This is a genomic window from Nocardia sp. A7 (assembly GCF_046549215.1).
Classification (GTDB): Bacteria; Actinomycetota; Actinomycetes; order Mycobacteriales; family Mycobacteriaceae; genus Nocardia.
Window position 1 is genome coordinate 1,142,919 of the sequence record NZ_JAJPWE010000002.1, and the last position, 15,797, is coordinate 1,158,715.

Below are 15,797 nucleotides of genomic sequence, written 5' to 3' on the forward strand. Positions count from 1 at the left end.
TCCGCGCACCTCGTCGGTGAACCGGTTCTACCACTTCCGTGCTTGTTCAGGCCCTCATCGGTCAGGATTCGTGCCGGTCAGCCCGTGACGGCGCCGTGTGCGGCCGAGCTGACGAGCTTGCGGTACTTGGCCAGCACACCCGAGGTGTACCTGGGTGGCAGCGGCTCCCAGCCGACCTTGCGCGCGGCGAGTTCGTCGTCGTCGATCTCGACGTCGAGGAGCCGGTTGGCGACGTCGAGGACGATCGGATCACCGTCGCGGACGAAGGCGATCGGGCCGCCGTCCACCGCTTCGGGCGCGACATGGCCCACGCACAAACCCGTCGTGCCGCCGGAGAATCGGCCGTCGGTGAGCAGCAGAACGTCCTTGCCGAGGCCCGCGCCTTTGATGGCGCCGGTGATGGCGAGCATCTCGCGCATGCCGGGTCCGCCCTTGGGGCCCTCGTTGCGGATGACGACCACATCGCCCGCCACGATCGTGCCGTCCTCGAGCGCGTTCATCGCGCCACGTTCCCCGTCGAACACCCGCGCCGTGCCACGGAAGACGTCGGAGTCGAAACCCGCGCTCTTCACGACGGCGCCCTCAGGTGCCAGCGAGCCGTGCAGGATGGTGAGTCCGCCCGTGCGGTGGATCGGCTGATCGAGGCGTCGGATGACATCACCGTCGAGGCCGAGTTCGATATGGGCGAGGTTCTCGGCCATGGTCGCACCGGTGACGGTCATGACGTCGCCGTGCATGAGACCCGCGTCCAACAGGGCTTTCATCACGACGGGGATGCCGCCGACCTTGTCGACGTCGTTCATGACGTAGCGACCGAACGGCTTGAGATCGCCCAGGTGCGGCACCTTGTCACCGATTCGGTTGAAGTCGGCGAGCGTGAGGTCGACACCGGCCTCGCGGGCGATGGCCAGCAGATGCAGCACGGCGTTGGTCGACCCACCGAGCGCCATGACGACCGTGATGGCGTTCTCGAACGCCTCCATCGTCATGATGTCGCGTGCCGTGATCCCCTTGCGCAGCAGCCCGACGACAGCCTCACCGGACTTCTCGGCGAAGTCGTCGCGGCGACGGTCCGGTGCAGGCGGGGCTGCCGACCCGGGCAGGCTCATCCCGAGCGCCTCAGCCGCCGATGCCATCGTGTTGGCCGTGTACATGCCGCCGCACGCGCCTTCGCCCGGACAGATCGCCCGCTCGATGCGATCGACCTCCTCCCGGGTGATCAGCCCCTTGATGCAGGCGCCGACAGCCTCGAAAGCGTCGATGATCGTGACGTCCTTGCCGTCGATGTTGCCGGGCAGGGTCGAACCCGCGTAGAGGAACACACTCGCGAGGTCCAGCCGCGCGGCGGCCATCAGCATGCCGGGCAGGCTCTTGTCGCAGCCCGCGAGCAGCACCGAACCGTCGAGGCGCTCGGCCATCATCACGGTCTCGACGGAATCGGCGATGATCTCGCGGCTGACCAGCGAGAAGTGCATCCCCTCGTGTCCCATCGAAATGCCGTCGGACACCGAGATCGTGCCGAACTCGAGCGGGTAGCCACCCCCGGCGTGTACCCCGCGCTTGACGGCCTTGGCCAGCCGGTCGAGCGAGAGATTGCACGGGGTGATCTCGTTCCAACTGGAGGCCACGCCGATCTGCGGCTTGACCCAGTCCTCGTCACCCATCCCCACCGCGCGAAGCATGCCGCGAGCGGCAGTTTTCTCGAGTCCGTCGGTGACGTCGCGAGAGCGCGGCTTGATGTCGACGGGCTGTTCGGAGTCGTGTGCCATAGCGCAAGCCTACGAGCCCCCGGTGCGACATCGCTACGACGGCACCGTTCATCGCCACCAAGGTGGGTGCGACCCGCGACGTCCAGGGCGGCTGGCCCACAGCCCGGCGCCCCGAGACGTGCCGCAAGCCGCCGATGGCATCGCCTACGTGCCGTTCTTCCCACTGGGAGGCTTCCACACCGCTACAGCTCGATCGGTCCGCGGAGTTGGCGGGCGACCGCGCTGAACCAGCCGAGGTGGTAGTGGCTGCCTTCGGCGTCGAATCGGGTGCGCAGTTCGTACCAGCGCAGGCCGGGGTGGCGGTGGTGCACGTCGTGCAGGTTGAAGCTGAGGGCGAAGCGTTCGAGTGTGCGGGGGAGGCGCAGATTCATTGCTGCCCTTGGTGATTCGAGGTCGGTGCCGTAGTGGTAGGCGTTGTCGGAGAGCGAGATGATGAGCGCGCGGGCGCCGATCGCGGTGAGCAGCATCCAGCCGTGCGCGCCGTAGGCGAGGAACGCGGCGGTGTGGAGGACGACGATCGCGGCGGCGTCGGTGCGGAACTTTCCCAGCACCACCGGCCGCGCCACTCGTTCGAGCACGAGACCGTCGACCGAATCCGGTGCGTCCGCCCAGCGTCCCAGCGCGCGGATGGTGCGTTCGGGCATCGCCGCGAACAGTAGTGCGATCACCTCGAGCAGGTAGAGGCCGCCGAACAGGGTGAGATAGAACGGGGGTGCGGCACGCCACCGACTGGTCGTGGCCGGATCGTAGATCTCGCTGCGCTCGCGGACCCGGCTGTAGCGATGGTGCAGCAGGTGGCCGACTTTCAGCATCGCGAACGGCGACCCGTACACGACCGCCAGCATGCGTCCGATCCGGTCGTTGCGCGGCCGATCCCGGAGCAGTGACCCGTGGATGGACTCGTGGATCAGCGACCAGAACGGGGTGGTGGTCAGTGCCAGCGGCACCAGGATCCAGCCCCAGGCGGTGTCGCGTGGAAGCAGCGCCAGTGGGATGACGAACAGCTGGATCGCGCCGATGGCCAACGCCAGCACGGCGAGTCGGACATTGACCAGGTCGCCGCGGACCGCTCGCGAGACACCGGAGGTGCCCGGTGCGCGGGTTTCGGTCATGGTGCAGCGCCGCTCTGTGTAGATCAGCCAACACACCGATCCTGCCATCGCCGCACGGTCGGCGACAGGCACGAAGGCGCTGTGTGCCGGGTGTTGGCCGAGAATTCAGATCGGTGCTCCGAGGGAGCTGGGGAACCGTTGGCGCTAGTCCAGCAGGTCGGTGTCCAACGCGAGCATGGGCATGCGGCTCACGGTCCAGGCGGCCAGCGCGGTCGATGCCAGCACATGCACCAGGTAGACCGAGCACACCAGGCCGATGCCGTAGTCGCGCATCCAGGCGCCGAGCGGAATCAAAGCCACCAGGTCGATGCCGAGCATCAGGATCGACAAAAGTAGGGCGGGGGCGGCCCACGACGGCGGTTCCGGCACGGCCGACCTTTCGGTCGGCGCCGGGGCGGTGGGGGTGAGCGGGGAATCGCAGTGGTTCTCGGTGACCATCAGTGTCCTCACGGCAGTACCGGTGGATGCGGTCGACACCACGTCGTGTGCGTCCGGTGCAGGGATGCTGCGTACTTGCTGATCTGTCACATATTCGAGGACACCGACCCGCTTGGATCGGCCTGCTAAGTGAAAACTTCGACCAGTGCCGCAACCCTCGTGACTCCACGCCCCACGAGCTCTTCGAGACACCGGGCGCTGCGATGGTTCAGGTTTGCCACCTGTGCTGGTGTGCCATGATCGCGAAGGTGGACAGTGTCGATGATTCCGCTTCTGCGCGCGCCGAGTTCGATCGTCTCGTCGGCCCGCTGCGCGCGGAATTGCATGTGCACTGCTATCGGTTCCTCGGCTCGGTGCACGACGCCGACGACGCGTTGCAGGAGGCATTGCTGCGCGCGTGGCGCTCGCGCGAGAATCTCACCGATACGCACAAGTTCCGGCCGTGGCTGTACAAGATCGCCACGAATCGGTGCCTGACCATGCTCGAGCGGCGCGGCCGTCGCGAATTGCCCATGGACATCGCAGCGGATTCACCTGCGGCCGAACGAGTCTGGCTCGAACCTTATCCGGGCGTCGGTGTCGGCGAGCCAGGACCGGAAGCCCGCTACACGGCGCGCGAGTCTGTCGAATTGGCGTTCGTGGCGATGGTCCAGCAGCTACCGGGAGTGCAGCGCGGTGCGTTGCTGTTGCGTGACGTTCTCGGCTTCACGGCGAGCGAGACCGCCGAATTGCTCGATGTGACCGTGGCGGCGGCCAACAGCGCCTTGCAACGCGCACGTGCCCGCATCGAACAGAGCGTGCCATCGCAGGCGCCCGACGATCCGCGGGCTCGTCTACTTGCCCAGCGCTACGCCGCTGCCTGGGAGGACGCCGACGTGGACGGCATCGTCGCCCTGCTCGCCGCCGACGCCCGATACGCCATGCCGCCGCTGCCCGAATGGTATGCCGGGCACGCCGCCATCAAGGACTTCCTGGTGACCGGCCCGTTGCACTGGCGTTGGCGTTTTCTGCCGACCGTGGCGAACGGGCGACTCGCGTTCGGCACCTACTGGTGGGATGCCGAGCGCTCGTTGTTCGCCGCGATGGCGCTCGACGTACTGACACTGCGTGACGGTGCGATCACCGAGGTCGTGTCGTTTCTCGACCCGACGCTCTTTCCCCGTTTCGCGCTGCCCGACACCGTGGCCGACTGATTTTCCGCCCGACGATTATTTCGGCCCACATCGCTGGGTCATATCGGTAGTGGGATGTTCCCACCTGCCGAGACCCGATCTCGGCACACCGAAGGGAGACCGTCATGTCGCACGACGAGACCCAGATCCGCACCCTGATCCACGAGTGGACCGCCGCCATCCGTGTGGGTGACCTCAAGGCGGTGCTCGCAGACCACACCGCCGACATCGTCATGTTCGATGTGCCGCCACCGCAGAACGGCGTCCGCGGCATCGACGCCTACCGCAAGAGTTGGCCGCCGTTCTTCACCTGGCTCGCCGGCGGTGCGGTTTTCGAGATCGTCGAACTGGAGGTGACGGCCGGGCCCGACGTGGCCTTCGCGCACGCGCTGCTCCGTTGCGGTTTGCCGGAAGACCTTGCCGCACAGCCGGATACACGCCTGCGCCTCACCCTGGGCCTGCGCAAGGACGGTGAACGGTGGGTGATCGCCCACGAACACCATTCGTTCGCGGATACGACCGTCGCAGACCCGACAGCGGCGGCGCGCGTCCAACCGTAAGTGGTGCGGCCCGTCGGTTGCTTCCCCCTTCTACTGTATACACGATTTCGGGCCCTCATGAGGCGCGGATCTGTGGTCCATAATCGCTCGCGAAGACCGAAACCACCAGGTGAGGAGTAGCGGGATGGCCTATGTGCTCGGGTTCGATGAGGTCGATTCGACCCAGGTCGCGGTCGTGGGTGGGAAGGGGGCGAACCTCGGTGAGTTGGCGCGCATAGGCGGTGTCGAGGTGCCGGGAGGGTTCTGTGTGACGACAGAGGCCTTCGCGCGGACGGTGGCGGGGGTGGCGTCGCTCGAGGATCGGCTCGACGAGTTGTCGCGTCTCGAGCCGGGGGACCGGACCGCGATTTCCGTGCTGAGCGCGCAGGTGCGGCGCACGGTCGAGGAATCGGTCGTTCCCGACGATGTGGCGGCCGCGATCCTCGCCGCGCATGCCCGGCTGGGAGTCGAGGGTGCCTATGCCGTGCGGTCGAGTGCGACGGCCGAGGATCTACCGACCGCGTCGTTCGCCGGTCAACAGGACACCTACCTCAACGTCATGGGACCGGCCGCGATCCTCGAGCATGTGCGTCGGTGCTGGGGTTCGCTGTTCACCGAGCGGGCCGTTACCTATCGACTGCGAAATGGCTTCGACCAGAAGAAGATTCAGATGGGCGTGGTGGTGCAGCGGATGGTGTTCGCGCGCGCCGCGGGCATTCTGATGACCGCCGACCCCGTCACCTCCGATCGCACCGCGGTGACCATCGACGCTGGTTACGGACTCGGCGAGGCGCTCGTGTCCGGCCTCGTGAACGCCGATCTCTACCAGGTCCGCGACGGTCACATCACCACCAAGACGATCGCCACGAAGAAGCTCGCCGTCGAGCCGATATCGACGGGTGGAACACAGGTGCGCGACATCGCGGTGGAGCGACGGAACGAGCCGGTGCTCTCCGACGACGAGGTATTACGGCTCGCGCGGCTCGGCCGCCGCATCGAAGCCCATTTCGGTGCCCCCCAGGACATCGAATGGTGTTGCGACGGTGCGGAGTTCCGCATCGTGCAGAGCAGGCCGATCACCACTCTGTTCCCGATTCCTGTCGCCACCGATGGGGAGAACCACGTGTATGTGTCGGTCGGGCATCAGCAGATGATGACCGATGCGATGAAGCCACTGGGGATTTCGGTATGGCAGCTGACGAGCAATGCGCCCATGCGCGACGCGGGAGGCCGGTTGTTCGTCGACGTCACCGCGATGCTGTCCTCGCCCGCGAAAGGCGCCGCCTTGGCAGCGAATCTGGGTAAGTCCGATCCGCTGATGGGAGACGCGCTGCGGACCGTGCTCGACCGCGGTGATTTCGTTCGTCGAGTACCGGACGAGAATTCCGGCACACCGGCCGCGCCGTCGCACGACGCACCCGCGCCGATCGAGACCGATCCCGACATCGTCACCGAGCTGATCGCCGAGAGCGAGGCTTCCCTCGCGGCGATGAAGCGTGACATAGCGGCCGAATCCGGACCGGCACTGCTCGACTTCATCCGGTCCGATATCGAGGGAGAGCTGCGACGGGTCCTGTTCGCGCCGAGGGGTCTACAAGTGATCATGGCCGCGATGGACGCCACGGAACGGCTCAACGAGCGGCTGCGCGAATGGCTGGGGGAGAAGAACGCCGCCGACGCGCTCAGCCAGTCGATTCCTGGCAACGTCACCGCGGAAATGGGTCTGGCGCTGCTGGATGTCGCCGATGTGATCCGCCCGTATCCCGACGTGGTGGCGTACCTGGAGCAGATCGGCGACGACGATTTCCTGACCGGTCCGCCCGACTGTCCCACCGAGGTGCGGTCCGCCATCGAGGACTTTCTCGCCAAGTACGGAATGCGGTGTGCCGGTGAAATCGACATCACCAGGCCGCGATGGAGCGAAAGCCCCGCCACGTTGGTGCCGACAATCCTCGGCAATATCAAGAACTTCGGCCCACACGCGGGCAAGCAGCGCTTCGACGAGGGCCTACGCGACGCCGAGCAACAGAAACAACGAATCCTGGGACGGTTGCGCGCCCTACCGGACGGGGACGAGAAGGTCGCCGAGACCGAGCGATTGATCGAGCGCGTCCGCACCTACGCCGGATATCGCGAGTACCCGAAGTACGGCATGGTCTGCCGCTACTTCGTCTACAAACAGGCGCTGCTCCGCGAGGCCGAACGGCTGGTGGAAGCGGGCGTGCTCCGGGAGCCCCACGACATCTACTACCTGCGATTCGACGAACTGCACGAAGTCGTTCGCACACAGCGAGCCGACCAAAGACTCATCGACGAACGCAAAGCCGCGTTCCGCTCGTACCGGTCACTCACCGCGCCGCGAGTGCTCACCTCGGACGGCGAGGCTCTCACCGGTGTGTACCGGCGCGCGGACCTGCCCACCGGCGCACTCCCCGGCCTGGCGGTGTCGACCGGGACGATCGAAGGCCGCGCCCGCGTCATCGCCGATATCGCGCAGGCCACCCTCGAAGCCGACGACATCCTGGTCACCGCCTACACCGATCCGAGCTGGACCCCGCTGTTCGTCGGCATCGCGGGTCTGGTGACCGAAGTCGGCGGCCTGATGACCCACGGTGCGGTGATCGCCCGCGAATACGGTCTCCCGGCCGTGGTGGGCGTGGAACACGCCACCGACCTGATCCGCGACGGACAGCGAATCCGGGTCAACGGCACGGACGGCTACGTCGAGATCCTCTGACAACGGAGAGTGCTGCCGAATCGAGGCGGCTAAATCCCGCAGGTCCGCGTAGTTGTGCGCCAGAATGTCGCTATGCGGACACTCGTCAAGATGTTGCACGCCGTCACTGCTGGGGTGCTGGTCGTCGCGGCTGGTCACGGCGTTGCGGGGGCCGCACCCTCCGGGAGTGCTGATGGTCTGCTGCCGTGGGCCGCGGCCGGGCCGGAGGGTGTGCAGGCCTCGGGTGCGGCACTGGCCGAGGGGCTCGCCGGGACGGTGGTGTGGTCACGGGAGGCGAACACACCGGTCCCGATCGCCAGTATCGCGAAGGTGATGACGGCGGTGGTCGTGATCGTCAGCGGTGACCTCGAGCGGCCGGTGACGGTGCCGCAGGAAGCCGGCGCCTATTGCGCCAGGGAAAACGGGAGCACCGCGGGCTTGGTTCCCGGCGAGGTGCTCACCGCGCGCCAACTGCTGTACGCGCTGCTCCTGCCGTCGGGCTGCGACGCCGCCTACACCGTCGCGGAGTCGTTCGGTCCCGGTCAGGGCGGATTCCTCGCCAGAATGAACGACACCGCGCGCGTCATGGGTTTGGCGGGAACACATTTCAGCGACCCGGCCGGCATGCCGTACCCCACCGACCACTCCACCTATTCCACCCCGGCCGACCTCGTGGCACTGGGCGTGCGTGCGATGAACCTGCCGCTGTTCCGCGAGATCGTCGGTGCGCGGCACTTCCACGTTCCCGCCGGACCCGCCAACCGCGAACATCACTGGGAAACGACGAACCGCATGCTCGACGAGTATCCCGGGACCATCGGCCTCAAAACCGGCAACACCAACGCCGCCGGACACTGCCTGCTGTTCGAGACCGTCCGCGCGGGCATTCCGCTGATCGGGGTGGTGCTGCACAGCTCCGACCACAGCAGCGCCGCGGCGCGAGACGACGCGGAACGCATGCTGAACTGGGCCTACGACCCGATCCTGCGCGTACTGCAACCGGTCGGCGGCTGAGAACCGGCACGATCCGGGCGCAGCGCTTAGCATTCGGGATGTGCACCGTGGCAAATGGTTCCGGGTCCTCGTGTGTGTCGTCGTGCTCGGCAGTACCGGTGGCTGCGTAGGCGCGGTGGACCGGGCCGAATTCGAGGATCAGATGCGCACGCGCGGCGGCGGATTGGTGAGCGCGCTGCCGCAGGAGGCGGTCGCGGCGCTCGCCCAGCGCACCGGCGCCACCGACCCCGCAGTGAACGTCATCATCCTCAGCCCACCGAACTCGACCCAGTTCCGCCTGACCTTGCGCGACCAACCCGCCCAGATCACCCGGTTCATGGCCGACGATGCTGTGCTGGCCACTTCGTCACCCACCGTCCGGCTGCGCGTTCGACCACCTGATCGTTCGCGGCAACTCGACGACTACTCGTTCACCCTCGGCGAGCTCAGCGCACCACGCCCGGTCCGGGTATCCGCATCCGACGACCTCGACGGTGAGAATTTTACCGTCAGCGAGGTGCCGGGGCTGTCGCGGATCGAAGAGATCGTCGACACCGCCCGTGCGCGGAGCGCGCTGGTCGACGGCCAGGTGACCGTGATCGTGGTGAGCCGTTTCGGCCGCGAGATCCGCATCGTCGCCAATGTGTTGTCGCCACGCTCGGAGCTGGTCGCCGAATTCGATCGCGCCGGCACATTCCTGCGGATGCAGCAGGTATAGCGCATGCGAGGAGTTCTGGCGTCGGCCGTGTCGATTGTCGTCACCGCCGCCTTTGCCACCATCTTGGTCGCCGTTGCCATCTGGCCGGGCGAAGCGAAACTCACCGCACCCCTGTTCTGCTCGGCCCCGACCACCGAACCCATGGTCGTCTCGGACACTTTCTACGACTCCGAAGGCAGGTCGATCAACTACACGCTGTATTGCGTCAGCGAGCGCGGCGTCCTCACCGACGAGGGTTTCGCACTGCCCATGCTGGCGCTACTCGGTGCGCACGTGCTGATCTTGACGGCCCTGGTCGTGCTTGGTGCCCTGATCGGGCTTGCCGGACGCCGACCCGACAGCGCGGACGAGCAGGTCGAACGTCTGCGTGACAGCTGACGGCTCAGCCGATCGCGGGAACCTGCTCGGTGGGCAACGGCGGCGGTGGTGGGGTGCCGTCACCGAAGGGGCGTCCACCGAGTTCCGCACGGTGGTGCGGGGTCAGCCAATTCGACAGATCCGGGCCCGCCGGGATGATTCCGGTGGGGTTGATGTCGCGGTGCACGACGTAGTAGTGCTCTTTGATCTGGCCGAAGTCGATGGTGTCGCCGAAGCCGGGGGTCTGGAACAGGTCGCGGGCGTAGGCCCACAGCACCGGCATCTCACTGAGTTTGGTGCGGTTGCACTTGAAATGGCCGTGATAGACGGGATCGAAGCGAGCCAGCGTGGTGAACAGCCGCACGTCGGCCTCGGTGATGGTGTCGCCGACCAGGTAGCGCTGGCTGCTCAGGCGTTCGGTGAGCCGGTCGAGCGCGGTGAACAGCCGAACGTAGGCGGTGTCATAAGCCTCTTGATCGCCGGCGAAACCGCACCGGTAGACACCATTGTTGATGTCGCGGAACACTTCTCGATTGATCTCGTCGATCTGCGCGCGCAACGATTCGGGATACAGCTGCGGTGCTCCCGGCCGATGATAGGCGGTCCATTCGGTGGAGAAATCGAGGGTCATCTGCGCGTAGTCGTTGGTGACGACCTTGCCGGTCGCGATGTCGACCACTGCGGGAACTGTGATTCCCCGCGGATAATCCGGGAACCGCGCCAGGTAGGCATCGCGCAGCCGAGGGATGCCGAGGACTGGATCGACCCCGCCTGGATCCAGATCGAAGGTCCAGCTCAGCTTGTCATGGGTGGGCCCGCACAGCCCGAGCGACAACACCGATTCCAGGCCCAACAGCCTGCGCACGATCAACGTGCGATTGGCCCACGGACAGGCCCTGGCCGCGACGAGCCGGTACCAACCGGGCTCTACGGCGTAACCATCACGTCCATCGGCGGTGATCCGCGTAGTGATGTAGTTGGTGTCGCGGCGAAACTCGCCCGCCTCGACGTAAGTGCCCGCATCAGCATCGCTCACCTCCTCAGTCTCGCATATTCGAGTACCGAATTCGTTGGGCGAGCGTTCACCTCCGGTGGTCGCCGTATATCTGGCGCCCGGATGAACCCACCAGTAGCGTGTGCCCCGTGATACCGATGGGCAAAGCGCCGGGCGGGGCGGCGCGTCCGCGCATCGCGCTGACCGCAGTCGCGGTAGTGGTGTTCGTGACATTCCTCGACACCACAGTGGTGAGTGTGGCGCTGGGGGACATCCGGCGTGATCTGAGTGCCGATGTGACGATGTTGCAGTGGGTGGTCAACTCCTACACCGTCGTGTTCGCCGGGCTGATGTTGGCGGGTGGATCGCTCGGCGACCGGTGGGGGCGCAAGCGGGTGATGATCATCGGGTTGCTGATCTTCTGCGTGGGGTCGGTGGTGTCGGCGCTGGCGAGCAGCGTCGCGGTGCTCATCGCCGGGCGCGCGATCATGGGTCTGGGAGCCGCGGCGTCGGAGCCCGGAACGCTGTCGGTGCTGCGCCACGTTTTCCCGGACGATCGGGCTCGGGCCAAGGCGATCGGTGTGTGGGCGGCGGTGTCGGGTCTCGCGCTCGCGGCGGGGCCGGTCCTCGGCGGTGTGCTGGTTCATGCGTACGGCTGGCGTTCGATCTTCTGGTTCAACCTGGTGATCGCCGCGGTGGCGCTGGTCGCCGCGGCGTGGTCGATCCCGGAAAGCTCCGACCCGCGCCCCGAGCCCATCGACTGGGCCGGTGCCGTGCTCGGCGCCGCGGCCTTCGGCTCGGTGATCTACGCGGCGATTCTGGGTCAGGATCAGGGCTACACCGCTCCCGCGGTGCTCGCCCTGTTCGCGTTCGGTGCCGTGGCGCTGGCCGCGTTCATCGCCGTCGAAATGCGGGCGCGCGCACCCATGCTCGACTTCCGGTACCTGCGCCTACCAGCGGTGCGTAGTGCGCTGGTGGTCGCCTTCGCCGTGTACTTCGGCATATTCTCGATCTTCTTCTTCACCGCGCTGTATCTGCAAGTGATGCAGTCGTATTCGGGTGCGCGCACCGCGACGATCTTCGCCCCGATGGCCGCCACGATCGTGATCGGGTCCCTGGTCGCGGGCTGGTGGGTGGGTCGGCGTGGCGCCCGCGCCCCCATGATCCTCGGTTGTGTGGTCGGCGCCGGCGGGATTTTGCTGACCCGCCACATGCTGTCCGGTGAAATAAGCGACCCATGGCTGGCGGCCGCGATGGGGGTGGCGGGCTTCGGATTCGGGATCGCGGTGGTACCGCTGACCTCGGCCGTGATGTCGGGTGTTCCGGCCGAACACTCGGGAATGGCTGCCGCGGTGACCAATACGATGCGTCAGGTCGGTTCGGCATTCGGTGTCGCGGTGCTCGGTGCTCTGGTGAGCGGTTTCCTCTCGGCGGACCTGAAGGCGCGCATGACCGAGTTGGGTCTGCCGACCTCGCTACAGCCCGACGCCATCCGCGCCGTCGAACTCGGCAAGATCCCCGAGGGCGTCGACATCGGCCCGTACCTGCAATACCTGTCGAAGGTGACCGAGGTCCTCAACACCGGCAAGGTCGCATTCCATCATGGCCTCGACGTGGCTCTGCTCGTGTCGGCGCTGATGATCCTCGCCGCGGCGGCGTTCACCGCGCTCGACGGGCCACGTGACCGTAAAGCCACCACCTAGACCGCGTATCACCCACAAGCCCTGATTCGACGGGAGTTCCGGCCGACGCTCGGTGCGTCGGCCGGAACCCAGGTCAGGCGGTGACCGAGGCCGTCACTTCACGAGTCAGTCGCGAGGACCAGGGGCACCAGAAACAGCCGGGAAGAAACGCGCCGCACGCCTCGTCGATGAAGTCGTCGGTGTACGGGATGCTCGAATCGCACACTTCGATGGCCATCGTGAAGAAGGTGATGGTGTCGGGGTCCAGGTGGAAGCTCCACTGCGGGTTGTAGCTCTGCTTGGTCTTACGGATCCTGCCCATGACGTGGGTGGACATCGTCTCCTCGCCGGACAGGATCCGACGCGCCTCGGCGATCCGTTGTTCATTGTTGAGCTGGAAAACGAACTCTTTTTCGCTGTGGTCGGTGAATGCAAAGAGCGCCATGACATTTCCCCTTGTCGATGTGTCCGAGCGAGCGGGAGTCGAGCGTGTTGCGAGGTCGAGTGTATCGGCCGATTCGCGGCCACATGCGCGCATTGCCGATGAATGATGTTGGTAAGCAACAGGTTTAGGGAATCAGTCGGTTTCTGTGCGTGAAACGGGGCAACGGCGAGCGCTCATCGGCGCGTCCCTGCGGCGAGCTCCTCGCGACGCGGTGACCGCCGCCCCGAATTCGCCTTTCCCGAGGTGATGATCAACTCGCGGACCGCCATAGCTCCCCGGGCGACAGCGCCGGCGACCCGACCGTCCGCACCGATCAGTACCGCCGACGGCGTCCCCCTGACCCGGTAGCGAAGGGCCGCCTCGTTGCCCTGTTGCACCAGAACCGGGATATCGCCCACCCCTTGTCGGCGGCCCCAGTCGGCGTGTTCGGCGAGATCACCGTTGCCGACCAGCACGATCGTCAGCGTTTCCCGGACGCGCGACTGCCAGCGGGGCAGCTCACGGGCCAGCGCCGCGCACATTTCGCACCCGGGATGGACGAAAACGAGTAGTACCGCTCGCCCCGGCGACAACAGCGACTCCAGGCTGATCCGCCCGCCCTCAACCGCCTGCAACTCGAACTCGGGGGCCACGGCGCCAACAGGCAGGCCCTCGGCGCCGAGCGTCGACATGGCCTGTTCGTCGACCCGTCGACGTAAATCGTGCAACTCGCCGAGTGTCCAGATCACCACCATCGTCAGCACCGCGATCAGCGCGAGCCCTGCCGTGGCTTCGGCCGGCAAACCGGCGGGGACCTGCGGATACCTCAGTGCGCCCACCGTGACCAGTGCGGCGAGCGCCAGCAGGAGTCCGTTCCGCACCAGTGTCACCGGCCCGATAGGCCCCGCACTCGCCGCACCGAAACAGGAACAGTTCGGGTGCTCGCCCCGCAGCAGTAACCGCACGATCGCCGCGGTGAACACCGCCAGCAGCAGAACCGACACGGCGCCCGCGATTCCCGCCGTCCACGGCAGCACCGCCCCCACCGCCACCAACCCTTCGATCACCGGTAACCCGACCGCCACCCAGGGTGCCCACCTGATGTGTATCCCGAAGTCGACCAACGCCTTCCGTGTCGCGGGCCTGTCCGCCAACTTCCCCCATGTCGACAGTCCGAAGGCCCCGGCCAGTACCAATCGCGAACCCCACACTCCGTATTCGATCAGCATTCCGGCACCATCCCACAGGCGAAGTGGTGTGAAATCTGGTTTGCTGGAACAGCCTTCACCACGCAGGTAGATTCGTATCGGGCGGTGCTCGTGTCGGCCTCGGCGAGCGCGTCGCCGATCACGGTGATGATCTTCGGCGACCCCGCGTCGCAGTTGGCCGTGGACCCGCGAGCCCGTATGTGAATCATCAGTAGTAACCGTGTTACTCTCTTTCGGCGCTGGTGTGACAGGCATCATCATCTGTATCTCCGGCGACTTGAATCACTGCGGCGACGACGCAGGCAGTGGTGTCGACTGAGAGGTTGCGATGAAGCGACAGGATCTTCGACGGATGCGGCCACAGGCCGGGCGCATCGTCGCGGTGTTGGTGTTGGCTGCCACGACGGCGGTGGCCGGTGCGGTGACACAGACGCGGGAGGCGGCGGCCGATCCGGTCAGCTCGTTCTACACACCGCCGGACCGGATTCCGCAGGAACCGGGCGCGATCATCAAGACCGCGCCGATGACCTTGGTCCTGACTCCGCCGACCGAGCAGGGATGGCCGGGCCGGGCGCAGCACGTGATGTACACGACGAAGCTGCAGGACGGGTCCCCCGTCGGCGTCAGCGGGACCTACATCGAACCGACCGGTGAATGGCGCGGAGCAGGCCCACGGCCGACGGTGGTCATCGGTCCCGGCACCTCGGGTCAGGGCGACCGTTGCGCGATGTCGATGGCGTTCTCGACCGGGATGACGGTGTCCACCGAGCCGTTGGGGCTCTCGGCGAACCAGGAGCTGCCGTCGTCGGTGGTGTGGAGCGGCCTGGGCGCGCGAGTGCTGGTGACCGATTACGTCGGCCTCGGCACGCCCGGCATTCACACCTACGCCAATCGGTTCGAGAGCGGACACGCCATCCTCGACGGAGTTCGCGCGGCCAACAACCTCGGCGGGGTCGGACCGGAGACACCGGTCGTGCTCTGGGGCTATTCCCAGGGCGGTGGCGCTACCGCGGCCGCCGCGGAGATGCAGCCGAGCTACGCGCCGGAACTGAACCTCAAAGGCACCTGGGCCGGTGGACCGGTCGCCGACCTGCCCGCGATCCTGGAAAAGATCGATGGCGCGCTGATCGGCGGTGCGATCGGGTTCGCGGTCAACGGCATGCTCGCGCGCTACCCCGAGCTGCAGCGTGCGGTCGACCAGGTCGTCAGCCCGCACGGGCGCGCGATGCTCGAGACGCTGAGCAACGCCTGCATCGTCGACTTGATCACCACCTACCCCTTCCTGAAGACCAACTCGCTGACCAGGGACGGTCGCTCGCTCACCGAGCATCTCAGGGAAATGCCCGAAGCCGCACCGGTACTCGCGGAACTACGCATCGGCAACTCCACTCCGACCACCCCGGTCCTGATCACCAGTGGTCTCAACGACGACACCGTCCCCTACGGCCAGGCCCGCCGCCTCGCCGAGGACTGGTGCGGCCAGGGCGCCACAGTCACCTTCCGGACGAACGATCTGCCGCCGATCCTGCCCGGCACCACCATCCCGAACCACTTCGGGCCAGAGATCATCGACGGTTTCGGACCCGACAACGCGTTCATCTATCTTCTCGATCGCCTTGCGGACAAGCCGGCTTCCGGCTGCAGCTTCAACTGAACAGAAGATTCGCAGCTGAAT

General features: G+C 66.5%; 14 protein-coding genes. 8 read left to right on the forward strand and 6 right to left on the reverse strand.

The window, feature by feature from the left end; translation table 11 throughout:
* Positions 1-77: 77 nt before the first annotated feature.
* The 3 genes from ilvD to ACLJPD_RS16725 form a co-directional block, all read right to left on the reverse strand.
* Positions 78-1,769, reverse strand: coding sequence for a dihydroxy-acid dehydratase (gene ilvD / locus ACLJPD_RS16715; protein ID WP_410873084.1), 1,692 nt, complete (start codon positions 1,767-1,769; stop codon positions 78-80).
* Positions 1,770-1,951: 182 nt separating this feature from the next.
* Positions 1,952-2,929 carry a fatty acid desaturase family protein gene (locus ACLJPD_RS16720; RefSeq protein ID WP_410873085.1) on the reverse strand — a complete coding sequence of 326 codons (978 nt, stop codon included), beginning with the start codon at positions 2,927-2,929 and terminating at the stop codon, positions 1,952-1,954.
* Positions 2,930-3,025: 96 nt separating this feature from the next.
* Positions 3,026-3,319: a hypothetical protein gene (locus tag ACLJPD_RS16725; RefSeq protein WP_410873086.1), complete on the reverse strand. Its 294-nt coding sequence runs from the start codon at positions 3,317-3,319 to the stop codon at positions 3,026-3,028.
* A 248-nt stretch (positions 3,320-3,567) separates the two neighbouring features.
* On the opposite strand from ACLJPD_RS16725, the gene ACLJPD_RS16730 reads away from it, so the two are divergent.
* The 6 genes from ACLJPD_RS16730 (at position 3,568) to ACLJPD_RS16755 (ending at position 9,835) form a co-directional block, all read left to right on the forward strand.
* Positions 3,568-4,512: an RNA polymerase subunit sigma-70 gene (locus ACLJPD_RS16730; protein ID WP_410873087.1), complete on the forward strand. Its 945-nt coding sequence runs from the start codon at positions 3,568-3,570 to the stop codon at positions 4,510-4,512.
* Positions 4,513-4,616: 104 nt separating this feature from the next.
* Entirely contained in the window at positions 4,617-5,051 is a 435-nt protein-coding gene (locus ACLJPD_RS16735; RefSeq protein WP_410873088.1) for a YybH family protein, read from the forward strand.
* A 124-nt stretch (positions 5,052-5,175) separates the two neighbouring features.
* The gene (gene rph, locus ACLJPD_RS16740; protein WP_410873090.1) at positions 5,176-7,767 is read left to right on the forward strand and encodes a rifamycin-inactivating phosphotransferase; all 2,592 of its coding nucleotides are present in this window, start codon (positions 5,176-5,178) and stop codon (positions 7,765-7,767) included.
* Between the two features lie 72 nt (positions 7,768-7,839).
* Positions 7,840-8,760: a D-alanyl-D-alanine carboxypeptidase family protein gene (locus tag ACLJPD_RS16745; protein ID WP_410873092.1), complete on the forward strand. Its 921-nt coding sequence runs from the start codon at positions 7,840-7,842 to the stop codon at positions 8,758-8,760.
* A gap of 40 nt (positions 8,761-8,800) precedes the next feature.
* Entirely contained in the window at positions 8,801-9,457 is a 657-nt protein-coding gene (locus ACLJPD_RS16750; protein ID WP_410873093.1) for a hypothetical protein, read from the forward strand.
* Positions 9,458-9,460: 3 nt separating this feature from the next.
* Positions 9,461-9,835, forward strand: coding sequence for a hypothetical protein (locus tag ACLJPD_RS16755; RefSeq protein ID WP_410873094.1), 375 nt, complete (start codon positions 9,461-9,463; stop codon positions 9,833-9,835).
* A 4-nt stretch (positions 9,836-9,839) separates the two neighbouring features.
* On the opposite strand, the gene ACLJPD_RS16760 is transcribed toward ACLJPD_RS16755, so the two are convergent.
* Positions 9,840-10,850: a glutathione S-transferase family protein gene (locus ACLJPD_RS16760; protein ID WP_410873095.1), complete on the reverse strand. Its 1,011-nt coding sequence runs from the start codon at positions 10,848-10,850 to the stop codon at positions 9,840-9,842.
* A gap of 116 nt (positions 10,851-10,966) precedes the next feature.
* On the opposite strand from ACLJPD_RS16760, the gene ACLJPD_RS16765 reads away from it, so the two are divergent.
* Positions 10,967-12,511, forward strand: a complete 1,545-nt coding sequence (locus ACLJPD_RS16765; RefSeq protein ID WP_410873096.1) for an MFS transporter — start codon at positions 10,967-10,969, stop codon at positions 12,509-12,511.
* A gap of 73 nt (positions 12,512-12,584) precedes the next feature.
* Here ACLJPD_RS16765 and ACLJPD_RS16770 read toward each other — a convergent pair whose 3' ends face one another.
* Positions 12,585-12,935, reverse strand: coding sequence for a calmodulin (locus tag ACLJPD_RS16770; RefSeq protein ID WP_410873097.1), 351 nt, complete (start codon positions 12,933-12,935; stop codon positions 12,585-12,587).
* Positions 12,936-13,108: 173 nt separating this feature from the next.
* Positions 13,109-14,143 (reverse strand): MauE/DoxX family redox-associated membrane protein, encoded by a 1,035-nt coding sequence (locus ACLJPD_RS16775; protein WP_410873098.1) that lies wholly within the window; start codon positions 14,141-14,143, stop codon positions 13,109-13,111.
* 307 nt (positions 14,144-14,450) lie between these two features.
* Between ACLJPD_RS16775 and ACLJPD_RS16780 the strand changes: the two genes are divergently transcribed.
* Complete coding sequence (locus ACLJPD_RS16780; RefSeq protein ID WP_410873099.1) at positions 14,451-15,776, forward strand: lipase family protein; 1,326 nt, start codon at positions 14,451-14,453, stop codon at positions 15,774-15,776.
* Positions 15,777-15,797 lie beyond the last annotated feature (21 nt).